Raw genomic sequence first — 16,566 nt, 5'->3', positions numbered from 1 at the left:
GAAGAACGTCTGGATCGATCGGGGGATTCTTCACCAGCCGCTGATCGTACACCCTGCTGCTCTCAATCTGCTGGTTAGCATCTCTCATTGTGACGAGCTGGGGGCGGAGCTTGTGTTTCCGGAAGTGCTGCCGATGGGGTTGGATGTCGAGCAGATCCGACCGGCTCGGCAAGCCGTGCTGGCGGCTTACTCTCATTTTCTGCAGTTGCTGGCTGGGGCGTGGGGGAGCGCGTCTTTGCGATCGCCTATCCCAAGGACTGCCGTTTGAGCTTGGAGGCCGTGCAGGATCTGTTGTGCAAGGTGGAAGAAGTTATATAAAATAGCCAAAGCAAGCACAAAAAAGTAGAGGAGACCGTTCCTCTACTTTTTTGTGCTTGCTTTTTAGGATTTGAAGAGGAGGGGAGGAAGGATGAAGCGGAGCTATGAGCTGCACCCATTGAAGGTTGAGTTTTTGTTCATGAAAAATTATGCGTACATACTCGTAGACAAAGCCACCCGGCAGGCGGCTGTGGTGGACCCGGCTTGGGACTTGGAGTTGCTCGACGGGATGCTTCGCTCATTGGAGGCGGAGTTGGCTTGCATCCTGCTGACACATTCGCATCACGATCATGTCAACAAGGTGGAGCCGCTGCTCAAGCTCTACCCGGCGGCGCGGGCGTACATGTCGGTCAAGGAGATCGATGCCTACGGGTTCGCATGTCGGAATTTGCATCCGTTTGAGGAGGGGGAGACGATCTGGCTGGGAGAGACGCCGATCAGCTGCATGCTGACGCCAGGGCACACGGCCGGCGGGGCTTGTTTTCGGCTCGCAGACGATCTGATCACGGGGGATACGGTGTTTATTGAAGGCTGCGGCGTCTGCGATGGGGCCGGAGGTTCCCCGGAGCAGATGCATGACAGTTTTCAGAGGATTCGCAAGTCCACTCCCCCTCATGTGCGGGTGTATCCGGGTCATTCTTATGGCAAGGAGCCGGGCATGGCGTTTCGGGATGTGCTGGAGCACAACATCTATTTTCAGATTGAGCAAATAGAGCATTTTGTCCGGTTTCGGATGCGAAAGAATCAGGGGCAATTGTTCAATTTTAAATAAATCAAGGCAGACGAGTCGCGTTCAGGAGGGACATGGATGGGCAAGCCGATAGTGTTTCTTTTCTCCGGGCAGGGTTCTCAGTTTTACCAGATGGGTCGAGGGCTCTATGAGGAGGTATCTGAGTTTCGCAAGTGGATGAACAAGTTGGACGAGATGGTGACGCCGCTCGTCGGGGAGTCGGTGCTGGCGCGTCTGTATGCGGAGGACAAGCGCCGAGACGAGCCGTTTGAACGGACGCTGCTGACCCACCCCGCGATCTTCATGGTGGAATATGCGCTGGCGCAGACGGTGATGGCCCGCGGGGTCAAGCCAGATGCGGTCCTTGGCAGCAGCATGGGCGAGTTCGCGGCGGCGGCTGTGGCAGGTGTGCTCGATGTGGAGGTCACGCTAAAGCTGGTGGTGGAGCAGGCCAAGGCGTTTGAGGCTACCTGTCTCCCCGGCGGGATGATCGGGATTCTGCAGGAGCCGAGCCTCTATGATAGGATGCTGCTCTTGCGTCAGAACACGGAGATGGCGTCGATCAATTCGGACGCGCATTTTGTGGTGGCCGGCCCGGCGGCGATGCTGCCGAGCATCGGGGTGGCGCTGCGGGAGAAAGGCATCACCTATCAGATTCTGCCGGCCTCCTTTGCATACCATTCCTCATGGATTGATCCGGCTGCCGCTTCCTATGTGGCGCGGCTGCGCGGGCTCTCGTATCGCCAGCCTCGGGTACGATTTTATTCCGGGGTGACCGGGCGGCGGGAGACAGCGCTGAGGAGCGAGTATTTCTGGGAGGTGGCGCGACAGCCGATTCGCTTTTCCGAAGCGATGCAGGCGCTGGAGCGGGGAGACGATTGCCTGTACGTGGACTTAGGTCCTTCGGGAACGCTGGCTAATCTGGCCAAGCGGAATTTTAAACAGGATTCGCTCTCGCAAAGCTATGCGGTCCTCACGCCGTATCAGCAGGATCTCAAGAACTTCAACAAGGTTTGCGAGCAACTGGAGCAACTCATTTCATCGCGCATCAGAAAGGGAGGACAACCTATGAAAGCATACGTGTTTCCTGGACAAGGTTCTCAGCACAAAGGCATGGGAGGTACGCTGTTTGACGAGTTTGCAGATCTGATGGCACAAGCGGATGAGATCTTGGGCTATTCAATCAAAAGGCTGTGCTTGGAGGACCCGGACAATCAGCTGGGCCAGACGCAGTACACGCAGCCGGCTCTGTATGTGGTCAGCGCACTGAGTTTTCTCAAGAAGGTGCTGGAGACGGGATGCAAGCCGGATTATGTGGCCGGGCACAGCTTGGGTGAGTACAATGCGCTGTTTGCAGCAGGGGCGTTTGATTTTGCTACCGGTCTGCGGATAGTCAAGAAGCGTGGCGAACTGATGAGCCTTGCGAGCGGTGGGGGCATGGCGGCGGTGATTGGGTTTACGATGGAGCAGATCGACCGGGTGCTGATGGAGAACGGGTTGGACGGGATCGACATCGCCAACTACAATTCGCCGGGCCAGATCGTCATCGCTGGCTTGAAGACGGACATCCTGCGCGCGCAGCCGTTTTTTGAGGAAGCGGGCGTGCGCATGTACGTTCCGCTCAATGTGAGCGGGGCTTTCCATTCCCGGTATATGGCGGAGAGCAAGCGGAGTTTTGAAGCGTATCTGGAATCGTTTGAATTTTCAAAACTGGAGATTCCGGTCATCTCAAACATTTATGCGCGTCCGTACAAGCAACGGCAGGTGAAGGATAATTTGGTGCAGCAGATCGTGTCTCCGGTCAAGTGGACGGACAGCGTGCGCTATCTGATGGGCCTTGGCGAGATCGAGATCGAAGAGGTCGGGCCGGGCAATGTCCTGACCAAGCTCGTCACCACGATCCGCCGCAAAGCGGAACCGCTCGTGATCGAGCCGGAAGCGGATGACGTGGAGGAGGCGGTGCCGGTGGCTGTGGCGGCGTCTGTGACTGTGCCTGTGCCTGAGGTGACGAAAGCGTCGGTCGCGGTCGCGGAGGTGGCAGTCGCTGTTGAGGCGCTTGCTCCCGCTCCGGTGGAGGTCGTGCCGGTGAGGGAAGCTGTGAGCGAGCCGGTCGTGCGTGTGTCGAGAAGGGCGAGCATGGCAGAATCGCTGGGCGATGAGGAGTTCAAGAAGGATTATAACTTGAAGTACGCCTATGTCACGGGCTCGATGTATCGCGGCGTGGCTTCTGAGCGCCTGGTCATTCAGGTCGGCAAGGCGGGCATGCTGGGTTTTTACGGGACCGGCGGCATGAAGCTGGAGCAGATCGAACAGGCGATCCGCACGATTCAGCAGGTGTTGACGCGCGGTGAGGCGTATGGCATGAACCTGCTGCATAACCAAGGCAGCCCATCGATGGAGGAGATGACGGTCGATCTCTTCCTACGCACCGGCGTGCGGAACCTGGAGGCAAGCGCCTACATGGCGGTGAACTCCGCATTGGTCCGCTACCGAGCGAAAGGGCTGAAACGCTCGGCAGAAGGCGGCGTGATTGTCGAAAACCGCATCCTCGCCAAAGTCTCGCGCCCGGAAGTTGCTGAGGCGTTTCTGAGCCCGGCACCGGAGCGCATCGTCGACAAGCTGTTGCTGGAACAGCGGATCACGCGCGAGGAAGCAAATCTGCTCCGCGAAGTTCCGATGGCGGATGACATCACTGTCGAGGCCGATTCCGGCGGACATACCGATCAGGGGGTCTCTTCCGTGCTGCTTCCGTCGATCGTTCGCCTGCGCGATGAGATGATGGCCAAATACGGATACAAGAAGAAGATTCGCATCGGAGCGGCCGGCGGCATCGGAACCCCGGAAGCGGCGGTGGCGGCACTCGTGCTCGGGGCGGATTATCTCGTGACCGGCTCGATTAACCAATGCACGGTGGAAGCGCAGACGTCCGAGTCGGTGAAGGATCTGCTGCAGGAGATGAACGTGCAGGACACGGCCTATGCGCCCGCGGGCGACATGTTTGAGATCGGCGCTCGCGTGCAGGTTTTGAAAAAAGGCGTCTTTTTCCCGGCCCGTGCAAACAAGCTGTACGATCTCTACCGCCAGTTCAACTCGCTGGAGGAGATCGATGAGAAGACCCGCCGCATTTTGCAAGAGCGTTACTTCAAGCGCAGTTTCGACGAGGTCTACCGCGAAGTACAAGCCTATGTGGCCCCGCAGGAGATCGAGAAGGCGGAGCGCAATCCCAAGCACAAGATGGGGCTGATCTTCAAATGGTATTTTGGCTATTCGTCGCGTATGGCGCTCAGTGGGGACGCCGAGCACACGGTGGATTATCAGGTGCATTGCGGCCCGGCCTTGGGGGCGTTCAACCGCTGGGTGAAAGGCACGTCGCTGGAAAGCTGGAGAGCGCGCCATGTCGATGTGATCGGCGAAAAACTGATGCACGAAACGGCAAACCTGCTGAACCGGCGCATCTCTGAACTGGTCGGATTGTAAGCAAAAAGTCCAGCAGTATGATGTCAAGTCCCTGAGTCGGTTGAACTTGAAATTTTCTTGGCTGTAACGGCTGGGAGTTCCGAAAAATAGGCGCATCAAATTAGACCTAGTAGAAAATCAAGCAATATCCAGATTTTAACTAGGAATTCGCAAAGGACTTTAGCAAAGGGGCGTTATTCCTTCGCCGTGTTCACCTTCCTTCGAGGCGTGTAGAGTTGGCCGTTGCGCAGCAGCACATCGACCAGTCGCACAAGTTTTCTTGCCGTTAAGACGACGGCGCGTTTGTGTTGGTGCTTAGGGACTTCCATGTATTTCTTCAGGCAATGCTCGCCGAATTCTTCATCGCAGTTCTTCATTGAGTTGGCTGCTTCAACCAATTGTCCAGAGGCATACCGGAAAGTCCAGTCCCTAATTCAGATTTCAAGGAGCAAACTTACTCGAAGTTTTGAAGGTCGCCACCAGCTCCCGAGGACGCTGGAAAATGGCTTAGAAATAGATTCAAGAAATACTAAACGAGGAGCGGAGCTGGATGACTCAAACGCCAAAGCGAGAAGTTGCCATCGTCGGAATCGCCGGTCGTTTTCCGGGGGCAAAGAACACGCAGGAATTCTGGAACAACCTCAATGCAGGCCTCAACTGCATCTCTGTCATTCCGCAAGACCGCTGGAAGTGGGAGGATGTGTACGGCGACCCGCAAAAGGAAGAGAACAAGACGAACAGCAAGTGGGGCGGATTCATCGAGGAGGTGGATCGATTCGACCCGCTGTTTTTTGGCATCTCGCCCAAAGAGGCGAATTTTATCGACCCGCAGCACCGCCTGTTCCTAGAAACGGTCTGGCAGGTGATTGAAAACGCTGGCTACAGCCCAAAGAGTCTGTCGGGCCGGAAGATCGGCGTCTATGCGGGCGTTTCGAAAAACGACTATGCCGAGCTGTTGGGGGAGAACATCAGCGCCTTTGTTTCCACAGGAACGGTACACTCGATCCTCGCGAACCGCGTGTCGTATTTTTTTAACTTCAGAGGGCCGAGCGAAGCCATAGACACCGCGTGCTCCAGTTCTCTGGTCGCCCTACACAACGCGGTGCGCGATATTCGGGAAGGGGAATGCGAGGCGGCGATCGTCGGGGGCGTCAATGCGCTGCTCAGCCCACGGATGTACATCTCCCATGCCAAGTCCGGCATGCTGTCGGTGGACGGGCAATGCAAAACGTTTGATGCGTCGGCGAACGGCTATGTGCGCGGTGAAGGCGTGGCGGCCCTGTTCCTCAAGCCGCTGGACAAGGCGGTGGAAGACCGTGACAACATCTTGGGTGTGATCAAGGCGACGGCGATCAATCATGGTGGGCGCTCGAATTTCCTGACGGCCCCCAACGTGACTGCTCAGTCTGAGGTGGTCTACACGGCGCTGCAGCGCTCCGAAGCGGACCCGCGCAACATCTCCTACATAGAAGCGCACGGCACAGGCACGCCGCTGGGCGACCCGATCGAGATCAATGCGCTGAAGAAAGCATACGGGCAGTACTATGAGGAGCGGGGCCTGCAGCCGCGCGAGAACTCTTGCTTGCTCGGCTCGGTCAAGACGAACATCGGCCATCTGGAGAGCGCGGCCGGGATGGCTTCGATCATCAAGGTGCTGCTGGCGATGAAGCATGGCGTGCTGCCGGAGCTGCTCAATTTTACAGAGCTCAATCCGTACATCTCGTTTGAGGGGTCGGCGTTTGGCCTCGTCACGGCTCCGACCGCGTGGAAAAAGCGGCGTATCGAAGGCAAGCTGCTGCCGAGACAGGCGGGGGTCAGCGGGTTTGGCATGGGCGGCGTCAATGCGCATGTGATTTTGGAAGAGCCGCCGCGCAGCAACAGACCTCGCGCCAAGAGCGCGTCGCAGAAGCGGTTGGTGCTTTTGTCTGCGAAAAAAGGGAAGTTGCGGGCATCGGCGGAGCGACTGCTCACATTTTTGCAAAGCGAAGCCGGACAGTCTGTGCATGTGGACGATCTCGCGTTCACGCTGATGTTCGGGCGCGAGGAGTTCGAGGAGCGTCTGGCGATGGTCGCTTCGTCGGTGGAGCAGGTGGTGGAGGAGCTGGAGCGGTATGTGAGCGAGCAGGCCTCGCTGTCGCTGTTCCAAGGCGTGGCGGTGACGAAGCCTGACGCGCCTGTGCAGGTCGCTACTTCGACGGACGATCTATTCCTGCTCGCCGAGGCTTGGGTGAAGGGAGAGGGGATCGAATGGGAGCAGGCGAGCTTCCACGGTTCTCGCATCGAGGTGCCGGGGTATCCGTTTGAGCGGTTGCGATGCTGGTTTGAGCCGAAGACGGTGAAGGCGGATGCGGCTTCCGGCGACAAGCAGATCCTGCTCCCTGCTACGGAGCGGATGGTGCAAGACCATCTCGTTCAGCGGCAGAAAGTGCTGCCGGGCGTGGGCTATCTGGACCTGATCGTCGGAGAGCTGAAGGAAGAGTGGACAGCTGGTGTAACGTTCCAAGATGTGTACTGGCTGAAGCCGTTGGCCGTTCTCGACGAGCCGCGCACCCTCCTCTTGAACGTGAAGGAGGAAGGAAGCGACCGGGCTGTGCGCATCCGTTCAGGTGCGGACCTGCACTGCCAAGGCCGCCTGCTCAAGCAGGTGGCGCGGACGGAAGAGCGCATCGAGGTGGAGGAGATTCGCAAGCGTTGCGAGACGAAGGAATCGAAGGCCGGGCTGTATGGTCTCTTTTCCGAAAACGGTCTGGTGTATGGGTCTTCGTTCCAGGTGATCGAGACGCTGCACTGCTCGGCTGATGAGGCGATTGCGGAGGTGGACGTTCGGAATCACGAGCGCATTGCAGCCGGCATTCTGGACGGGGCGCTGCAGACGGCGGTGTGCTTGAGCGTGCGAAACGGAACGGCGAGCGAATCGCAGTATGTGCCGTATTATGCGGAGAGCTTCACGGTTGCGGGAAGCTTGGAAGCTGTGCGCTATTACTATGTTAAGCAGCGTCAGGTGCAGCAGAGCGGTTCGATCCAGTTCGATCTGTATCTTTGCGACAGCGAAGGTCGCGTGCTGGCTTCGGTGAAGAATTTTACGAAGCGGGCGTTGGTGAGAAAAGAAGAAGCAAGGAACGAAGAAACGAGAAAAGAAGCGCCGAGCGAACAAGGTCTGCTCTATTACACCTCGAAGTGGCGGGAGGAAGCCTGCGGTCCGGAAGCGGAGGCGAAGGGCTTGCTCCTCCTCAACGGTTCGGAGTCGCTGGCCGATTGGATACGCGGCAAACTGGGCGAGGAGGTGCCGTTCCGGCGCTTGACGATCGCCGAGCAGGACCCGGATCGCTATCTGGAAGCGCTGCAGGAAGTCAAGGCGAGCGGGTTTCCCGTGCGGCAGATTCTCGTGCCGGCCGTCCATATGGGGGTGGAAGACCTGCGGGGGCTGCTCGTGCTGGCAGGAGCTCTGATTAAGAGCCGGTTTAAAGACCCGATCAAGATCCTCTACGCCGGCGAGAGCATGTCGTCCGAGGCGCTGCCCGCCCTGTATGCGGCCGGCGGGCTGGCTCGCACGCTGAAGTATGAGTACCCGCGCCTTCATCTGGAGGTGGCGGCGTTCACAGATCACTTTGAAAACTGTGGCCGGGCGCTTCTAGAGGAGCTGTTTGCGAGTGCTCCGTCCCCGCTGCATGAAGTGAGATATGTAGGTGGGACAAGGCAACTGCGCGAGATGGTGACCGTGGCGGGCGGCTTGCAGAAGCAGGCTTATGCGCTGCGTCAAGGCGGGGTGTATCTGATTGCAGGCGGCACGGGCGGCCTGGGGCAGATTTTTTCCGACTATCTTGCCAAGGAATATAAGGCGAAGGTCGTGTTGCTCGGGCGAAGAGAGCAGGATGAGAGAATCGCGGCACAGCTTGACAGGCTGGCAAGTCTGGGGGGCTCTGGCCTGTACATTCGGGCGGGCCTCGGCGATGCCGGACAAGTGCGTGCGGCGGTGGAGCAAGCGCGTGCGACCTATGGCTGCATCCACGGCGTTTTGCAGGGAAGCGGGTTGATTGAAGACAGCTTCATCCTGCGCAAAACAACCGAGTCTTTTGAAAAAGTCCTGCAGCCCAAACTCGCGGGGACGCTCCATCTGGACGACGCGACGGCCGGCGACGAACTGGACTTTTTTGTCATGTTCTCATCAATTGCAGCGCTGATGCCCAATCAAGGGCAGTGCGATTATTCTTCGGGCAACAGCTTCATGGATGCGTATGCGGTGCACCGGCAGCAGCTCGTCGCCGAGGGCAGGCGCAGCGGTCTATCGCTGGCGATCAACTGGCCGCTCTGGGCGAACGGCGGGATGACCGTGGAGCCGGAGGAGAAGGAGCACCTCTGGAAGGTGTTCGGGATGCAGCCGCTGGAAACGCCGCAGGGCTTGGTCCTGCTCCGGGAAGCGCTGCATCTGGCAAGTCAGGAAGGTTTCGCTCACATCGTAGGGATCGAAGGTGACCAGATGAAAATCAACCAGCACTTTGGCATACGCAAGAAGGTGGAGACTGTGCGAGAACTGGATGTGCCGACGATGATCCGTCGGGATCTCTACAGCATCCTCGCACAAGCGCTGCACCTGGCTCCGGCGGAGATCGGTGCCAGCCAGCCGCTGCAGCAGCTCGGGGTGGCGTCGCTGTCGCTGCTGCAGATCGCGAACCTGATCTCGCAGTATTTTGGCGTCGATTTCAAACCGCCGTTGCTGTTTGAGCATGAAACCTCGCAACAGATTCTGGACTATCTGCTGCAAGACAAGCAGCGCGCGGTCATCGAGGCGCACTATGCCGAGCTGGGGGCTCTGGCTCCGCTGTATCGCAGCTCGGGGCTGATCGATCTGAACAAGGTCGCTGGCGAGCAGGGGCTGTACCAGCGACGTTATGACAACACGGAGTTCTATCAGGTCGATCATGTGGTGGACAACAAATACAATGTGCCAGGCGCGTGCTATGCCGAGATGGCCAGACAGGCCGGCGCACTCGCTCTTCCGGGCCGGCGGGTGAGCAAGCTGCTCAACTGCTACTGGGCGAAGCAACTGTCTTCGAGCGGAGAGCCGTTTGATGTGTTCATTCAACTGCTGCCAAAAGGGGAGCGCACCGACTACGAGATCTACAGAATGGAAGGGGCCGAGCGCGTCGTGCATGCGACCGGGGCGCTACAATATGCTCCGTGGCAGCTGGCGCAGAGCGAGGTGGAAACGCTCGATCTCGCAGCGATTCGAGAGCGATGCACGGCGAGCTGGACGCGGGAGCAGGTCTATCAGCAGATTCATGCGGAGGGCTTGATAGTCGGGGAGAGCTTCATGCCGATGCAGGAGATGGTGCTCAACGAGCAGGAAGCGCTGGCGACGCTGGAACTGCCGGAGATGATCGCAGACACGTATGAGGAGTACCTGCTGCACCCGACGATGCTAACGGGCGTGTTCCAGACGGCGCTGATCAACAACCGCTTCCACGGCGATGACGAGCGCGATTTTATCCCGATTGCGATCGAAAGCTTGGAGATGTGGGGGATCGTGCCGCGCAGATGCCACGTCTACAGTGAAGTCAGCCCGAAGACGAAGAACAATCCGGACATCAAGAAGTTTAACCTGACCGTTTGCGACGAGGAGGGGCGCGTGGTGGCGCGGCTCGTCAATTTCTTGATCAAGGCGACGAATTATGAAAAATCGGCCTTGGTGCAGGTGGCAGCCCCGGTGTCGACGGCCCAAACGCAGGCGGCTCGCGACCGTGGAGTGGCGGTGCTGAGATCTCGTGCACAGGAATTCGTGCGGGGTCTGCTGTCTGAGGCGATCGGGCTGGAGCCGTCGATGATCCGGACGGAGGAAGCGTTCGAAGCGTATGGCATCAACTCGGTGATGATCTTGGAGCTGAACAAGCTATTCGAGGATGCGTTCGGGACCGAGCTGTCCAAGACTCTGTTCTTTGAGTACCGCAACTTGGAAGATCTGACGGGTTATTTCCTGGAGGAGTATGAAGAGATGCTGCATTCGCTGCTGCAATTGCCGGAAACGGTTGAAGTGGATGAGGTTGTAGAGGTGGCAGTTGAATCGACAGTAGCAGCTGTGGCGAGTGCTCAAGAAATCGCGCGTTCCGCGGATGTGGTCGAGACGGTCGCGATGACACCGCACGCTCCGGCTGTGCGGGATATCGCGATCATCGGCCTTGCCGGGCGCTATCCGCAGGCCGGATCGCTGGCGGAATTCTGGGAAAACATCCAAGCGGGCAAGGACTGCATCGAAGAGATCCGACCGAATCGATTTGATTATGTGCGCTACTATGATCCGGACAAGCAAAACGACAAGCTGTACAGCAAATGGGGTAGTTTCCTCGATGATGTGGACAAGTTCGACCCGATGTTCTTCAACATCCCGCCGCGTGAAGCCGAGCTGATGGACCCACAGGAGCGTTTGTTCCTTGAGGTGGTCTGGCATGCGCTCGAAGATGCCGGCTATACGAGACAGAGCCTCAGCGATCAGTCGGTCGGCGTGTTCGTCGGGGCGCTGTGGCAGCCGTATCAAGAGCTTGGTGTGCTCGCACAGGCGCAGGGCCATGTGCTCAGCCCAAGCACGCTGCTCTACAGCATCGCCAACCGCGTTTCGTATTTCTGCAACTTCAACGGGCCGAGCCTGACGGTGGATACCGCGTGCTCTTCGTCCCTGACCGCGCTGCATCTCGCCTGCCAGAGCCTTCTGAACGGAGAGAGCAGCGTCGCCATCGCCGGCGGCGTCAACCTGTCGATCGGCGCGGGGAAATATCTGTTCCTGAGCCAGTACAAGTTCCTGGCGACGGATGGCAGATGCAGAAGTTTTGGCGCGGATGGCGACGGGTATGTGCCGGGCGAAGGCATCGGCGCCGTGCTGCTCAAGCCGCTCGAACAAGCGGTGAAGGACGGCGACCACATCTACGGTGTCATCAAGGCGACCGCTGTCAATCACGGAGGCAAGACCAACGGGTATACGGTGCCGAACCCGACGGCGCAGTCGGACATGATTCTGAAAGCGCTGGAGCGGGCGAAGATCAACCCGCGCGCGATCAGCTACATCGAGGCGCACGGCACCGGCACGGCGCTGGGCGACCCGATCGAGATCACCGGGCTCTCCCGCGCGTTTGGCAAATACACGCGAGACAAGCAGTTCTGCGCGATCGGCTCTGTCAAGTCAAACATCGGGCATCTGGAAGCGAGCGCCGGCATCGCCGGCCTGACCAAAGTGCTGCTCCAGCTCAAGCACCGCAGAATCGCTCCGTCCTTGCACTCTCAACAGCTCAACGCAAACATCGACTTCCGGAACAGCCCGTTTGTCGTGCCGCAAGAGCTGATGGAATGGAAGCGCCCTCTGGTGGAGATCGACGGTCAGACAAGGGAGTTCCCGCGCCTTGCGGGTCTCTCGTCGTTCGGGGCCGGCGGTGCGAACGCGCATGTGATCATCGAGGAATACCAAGCGGTAGAGCAACAGCGTGACCATTTCGGAACGGATCCGCACGTCATCGTGCTCTCGGCCAAGAACGCAGACCGTCTGCAAGAACAGGCACAGCGCTTGCTGCAGGCTGTTGAGAGCGGTGCATACAGCGACGCGGACATGCCGGCGATCGCCTACACCTTGCAGTTGGGCCGCGAGACGATGGAGGAGCGTCTGGCCGTGCTTGCCTCGTCGCTCAAGGAACTGAGTGCCAAACTGCAAGATTTCCAGTCCGGCAAACGAGGAATCGACGGCCTGTTCCACGGACATGTCAAGCACTACAAGGACACGCTGGCCCTCTTCGCGCAGGACGAGGACATGCAGGCGGTGATCGAGGCATGGCAGGCAAAAGGCAAGTTCGGCAAGCTGCTCGACCTGTGGGCTAAAGGGCTGTCGATCGATTGGAGCCGGCAATATGCAACAGGCAAGCCAGGTCGCATCTCGCTGCCGGGCTATCCGTTTGCCAAGGAGAGCTACTGGCTTCCGATCGACGGAGCTGTGCAGAGCGGGACGGGCGTAGGACGGGCCGCGATGCTGCATCCGCTGGTGCACGAGAACACGTCCGACCTGACCGAAGTGCGGTTCCGTTCGACGCTGCCGGGCCGCGAATTCTTCCTCCGCGATCACGTCGTCTATGGCAACCCGGTACTGCCGGGCGTCGCAGAGCTGGAGCTGGCGCGAGCGGCTGCCTTACTGGCGACGGGTCTTGAAGCGAACGATCCGACATCCATGCGTTTGAAAGATGTCGTCTGGCCGCAACCGATCGTTGCAGTAGGCGAATCTATACGTCTGCATGTCGGACTCCATGCGCTGGAGGACGGCGAGATCGCCTATGAGATCAGCGGTGACATCCCACAAGGGGAGGAAGCTCCGACGCTGTATAGCTATGGCGAAGTCGAGATCTGCGCGTTCGATCCAGCACCGCCGCTCGATCTGCACGCCTTGCAGGTGCAGTCGGGACTCCGCGTTCTGACGGCTGAGCAATGCTACGATGCCTTCCGCGCGATGGGGACGGCCTATGGGCCGAGCCTGCAAGGGATCGAGACGCTCTATCTGGGAGAGAGCCACGTGCTGGCCAAGCTCGTCCTGCCGTCAGCAGCTCTTGCCACGGAAGCAGACTATGTGCTGCACCCGACCTTGCTGGAAGCTGCGGTTCAGGCCGTGAACGCTTTTACGCTTAAACAGACCGATCGCAAGCCGACTCGACCGGTCTCCCTGCAGTCGCTGGATATCCTCCGTCCGTGCCCGTCTGCGATGTGGGCGCTGATTCGAAGCGGCGAGGCCAGCTATGACCTCGACCTCTGCGACGAAACGGGTGAGGTCTGCGTGCAGATGCGCGGACTGGTGCTGGAGTCGGTCGAAGGCGAGTGGCAAGGAAACAGCACGGCGGCAGAGCGCAAGATGTATTTTCTGAAAAAAGTGTGGGAGCCATGTTCGGCAGCTCCAAGCCGCAGCGTCAACCTGGCGGTGGCGATCCTGACCACGCCGGAGACGCGCAGTTTGGCCACCGAGCTGGCGAAGAGACTGCCGCAAAGCCGCCTATTCGATGTGGCGCAAGAGCCGCAAGAGCTGGATTGGCAGGCGTATGACGGCCTGATCGATCTGGTCGGCTGCGGTCAGGAGCGCAAGGAGTCGGCGGAATGGATGAGCTGGCTTCAGCTGCTGATCGAACACGGCCGCCGTGATGGGATGATGCTTTTGGGTGTCACCAAGGGGCTGGAAGGGTATCAGAATGCGACGGTCAACCTCGCAGGTGCCTCCCGTGCGGCGCTCTATCCCATGCTGCAGAGTGAATATGGCCATGTGCAATCCCGCCATCTCGATCTGGAGCCGGTCTCTGATGAGATGAGGCTGGCCGAGCAGATCGCCGCTGAGTTCCTAGTCGAAGATGAGGAGACGGAAGCGTGCTGGCGAAACGGGCTGCGTTATCGCGCGCGGCTCAAGGAATGGGAAAAAGGCGAGCAGCAAGCGCGAACGCCGTTCCCGGAAGATCAAGTGCTCTGGATCACCGGGGGCACGCGGGGCCTTGGGTATCTGTGCGCGCAGCATTTTGTCAAACACTATGGCGTCAAGCGCCTGGTGCTGACCGGACGGGAAACCTTGCCGCCGCGCGAGACGTGGGCGGCGCACCTTCTGGAGCAGACGCCTGTTTCCCGGAAGCTTCAGGGTATCCAAGCTCTGGAGCGAGAAGGGGCGCAGGTGATGGTTCTGTCTGTGCCGCTGTCCGATGTTCAGGCGGTCGAAGAGAGCGTGCAGGCGGTTCGCCGCAGCCTCGGCCCGATCGGGGGGGTGCTGCATGCGGCGGGCCTGCTCGATGAAGAGAACTCGGCCTTCATTCGCAAGACGGTCGAAGGCATCGAGAAGGTGCTGGAGCCGAAAGTTGCGGGACTTGACGCGTTGTACCGCAGTCTCCGCGCAGAGCCGCTGCAGTTCTTCGTCGCGTTCTCGTCTGTGTCGGCCACGATCCCGTCGCTCGCGGCGGGGTTGAGCGACTATGCGGTGGCCAATGCCTACATGGATTATCTGGCGGAAGCGAAGCGTCCGGAATGTCCGATCGTCAGCGTGCAATGGCCGAGCTGGAAAGAGGCGGGCATGGGCGAAGTCAAGAGCAGAGCCTACGAGCAGACAGGCCTTCTGACGATGACCAACGCCGAGGGGCTGGAGTTCCTCGATTATGTGCTGGCGAGAAAAATCGGCCCGGTCGTCATGTCCGCCGTGGTCAACCCATCGCTCTGGAATCCGCAAACGCTGATGCAGCGCAAAAAGCAGACGGTGGCGCTCCCGACAGCCCCTGTGGTTCCGGCACAGCGTCCGGCGGCCCCTGCGCAGAAAGCAAACGTGGTGGCAGGCGGTCAAGAGCAGACAGCGGAGGCTTGGGTTCGGTCGATTTTTGCAAAAGAGTTGAAAATGGACCCGGCCAAGATCGAGGTCGATGCGCAGATTGCAGACTACGGGGTCGATTCCATTTTGCAAGTGCAATTGCTGCGTCAGATCGCGCAGGCGTTGCAAGTGAAGCTCGACCCGTCTCTCCTGCTGGAGTTCCCGACGATCGAATCACTGGCGAAGCATTTGGAGGCTCTGCATGGGCGAGCCCTCGCCAACGCGACGGGGGCCACGCAGGATCAGCAAGAAGAGCTGGCGGCACCTTCTTATCGTGCGCCGAGTCGTCCTGCCAAGCCGCGTGTCGCGAAGCAAGGACAAGCAGCCATGCGCAAAGCGGCCCCGGCCTCTGGGGCCGCTGATCTGGCCGTCGTCGGCCTGTCTTGCCGACTGCCGGGGGCGGCTTCTCTGGAGCAGTATTGGCAGTTGCTGTCCGAGGGCCGTTCCGCCATTCGCGAGGTGCCGCAGGGGCGCTGGGGGTATTCGAGCGGCTTCGATGCCGGATTGCTCGACGACATCACGCAGTATGACCCGTCGTTCTTCCATCTCTCGGAGGAAGACGCCAAAGCGATGGACCCGCAAGCCCTTCTGGTGCTGGAAGAGAGCCTCAAGCTCTTGTGCCACGCCGGCTACACCCAGCAGGAGGTCAAAGGCCGCTCGGTCGGCGTCTACCTCGGGGCGCGCAGCAAGCACTCGCCGAGCACGGCGGATTTGGGCCAGATGCGCAACCCGATTTTGGCTGTCGGACAGAACTATCTGGCGGCGAACATCTCGCAGTATTTTGACTTGCGCGGCCCGTGTGTCGTAGTGGACACCGCTTGCTCCTCCGCTCTGGTGGGGATGAACATGGCAGCGCAGGCGCTTCAGAGCCGGGAGATCGAGTCGGCGATTGTCGGCGGGGTCTCTCTGCTGACCACCGATGAGACACACCGCATCTTTGAACAGCGCAACATCCTGAACCGAAAAGGGGCGTTCCACCTCTTTGACCGTCGAGCGGACGGCATCGTGGTCGGGGAAGGGTGTGGTATGGTCTTGCTAAAGACGGTGGAGCAGGCTTTGCGCGATGGCGATGCGATCTACGCCGTCATCAAAGCGGTCGCTGTCAACAACAATGGACGGACCGCCGGACCTGCCACCCCGAGCCTTGAGGCACAGAAACAAGTGCTGCAGGCGGCGCTCCGAAAAGGCGGAGTATCGCCTGAAGCGGTTCGCTATATCGAAACAAACGGTTCGGGCACGGAAGTGACCGACCTCTTGGAACTGAAGACGATCCAATCGGTGTATCGCGCTTCCTCGAAACTCCCGCTGGGATTGGGGTCGATGAAACCGAACATCGGGCATCCGTTGTGCGCGGAAGGGATCGCCGGATTTATTAAAGTCGTCTTGATGCTACAGCGCCGGCAGATGGTGCCGTTCCTGTCGGGCGAAGAGGCGATGACGCATTATGATCTGCAGGCGTCGCCGTTTGAGATGGCTCGTCAACTCATGCCTTGGACGGACACGGCTCGCATCGCGGCGATCAACTGCTTTGCCGACGGCGGCACCAACGCGCACGTGATCCTCGAAGGCTGGGAAGAGTCTGAGGAGCGTTCGATCCTTCGCAAGCCGATTCCGCTTCCTGTCTTGCAGCGCCGCGATGTGAGCGGGCGCGGACAGGGCGAACGGGCAGAGAGCGCGATGAATATCTGGAAGCAAATTGGAGTTGAGGTGTAAC

3 protein-coding genes and 1 pseudogene are annotated in these 16,566 nt (G+C 59.5%); 3 read left to right on the top strand and 1 reads right to left on the bottom strand.

The window, feature by feature from the left end:
- The first annotated feature begins 409 nt into the window (after positions 1–409).
- Positions 410–1,090 (top strand): MBL fold metallo-hydrolase, encoded by a 681-nt coding sequence (locus ACSR9A_RS12860; protein WP_473757589.1) that lies wholly within the window; start codon positions 410–412, stop codon positions 1,088–1,090.
- A 36-nt stretch (positions 1,091–1,126) separates the two neighbouring features.
- Positions 1,127–4,525: an ACP S-malonyltransferase gene (gene fabD / locus ACSR9A_RS12855; RefSeq protein ID WP_473757588.1), complete on the top strand. Its 3,399-nt coding sequence runs from the start codon at positions 1,127–1,129 to the stop codon at positions 4,523–4,525.
- Positions 4,526–4,698: 173 nt separating this feature from the next.
- Here fabD and ACSR9A_RS12850 read toward each other — a convergent pair.
- Positions 4,699–4,920: pseudogene (locus ACSR9A_RS12850) on the bottom strand (IS110 family transposase); the annotation flags it as partial.
- A 134-nt stretch (positions 4,921–5,054) separates the two neighbouring features.
- Here ACSR9A_RS12850 and ACSR9A_RS12845 point away from each other — a divergent pair.
- The gene (locus tag ACSR9A_RS12845) at positions 5,055–16,565 is read left to right on the top strand and encodes an SDR family NAD(P)-dependent oxidoreductase (RefSeq protein WP_473757587.1); all 11,511 of its coding nucleotides are present in this window, start codon (positions 5,055–5,057) and stop codon (positions 16,563–16,565) included.
- The last annotated feature ends 1 nt before the right edge of the window (position 16,566 follow it).

It is taken from the genome of Paenibacillus sp. R-74696, from assembly GCF_055814915.1.
The sequence above is the reverse complement of the archived record's forward strand: the minus strand, read 5'-3'. Positions and strand labels throughout refer to the sequence as shown.

Excerpts from the sequence above, each read along its gene's own strand:
- ACSR9A_RS12860 (WP_473757589.1), top strand. The coding sequence starts at position 410 with ATGAAGCGGAGCTATGAGCTGCACCCATTGAAGGTTGAGTTTTTGTTC.
- fabD (WP_473757588.1), top strand. The coding sequence starts at position 1,127 with ATGGGCAAGCCGATAGTGTTTCTTTTCTCCGGGCAGGGTTCTCAGTTT.
- ACSR9A_RS12845 (WP_473757587.1), top strand. The coding sequence starts at position 5,055 with ATGACTCAAACGCCAAAGCGAGAAGTTGCCATCGTCGGAATCGCCGGT.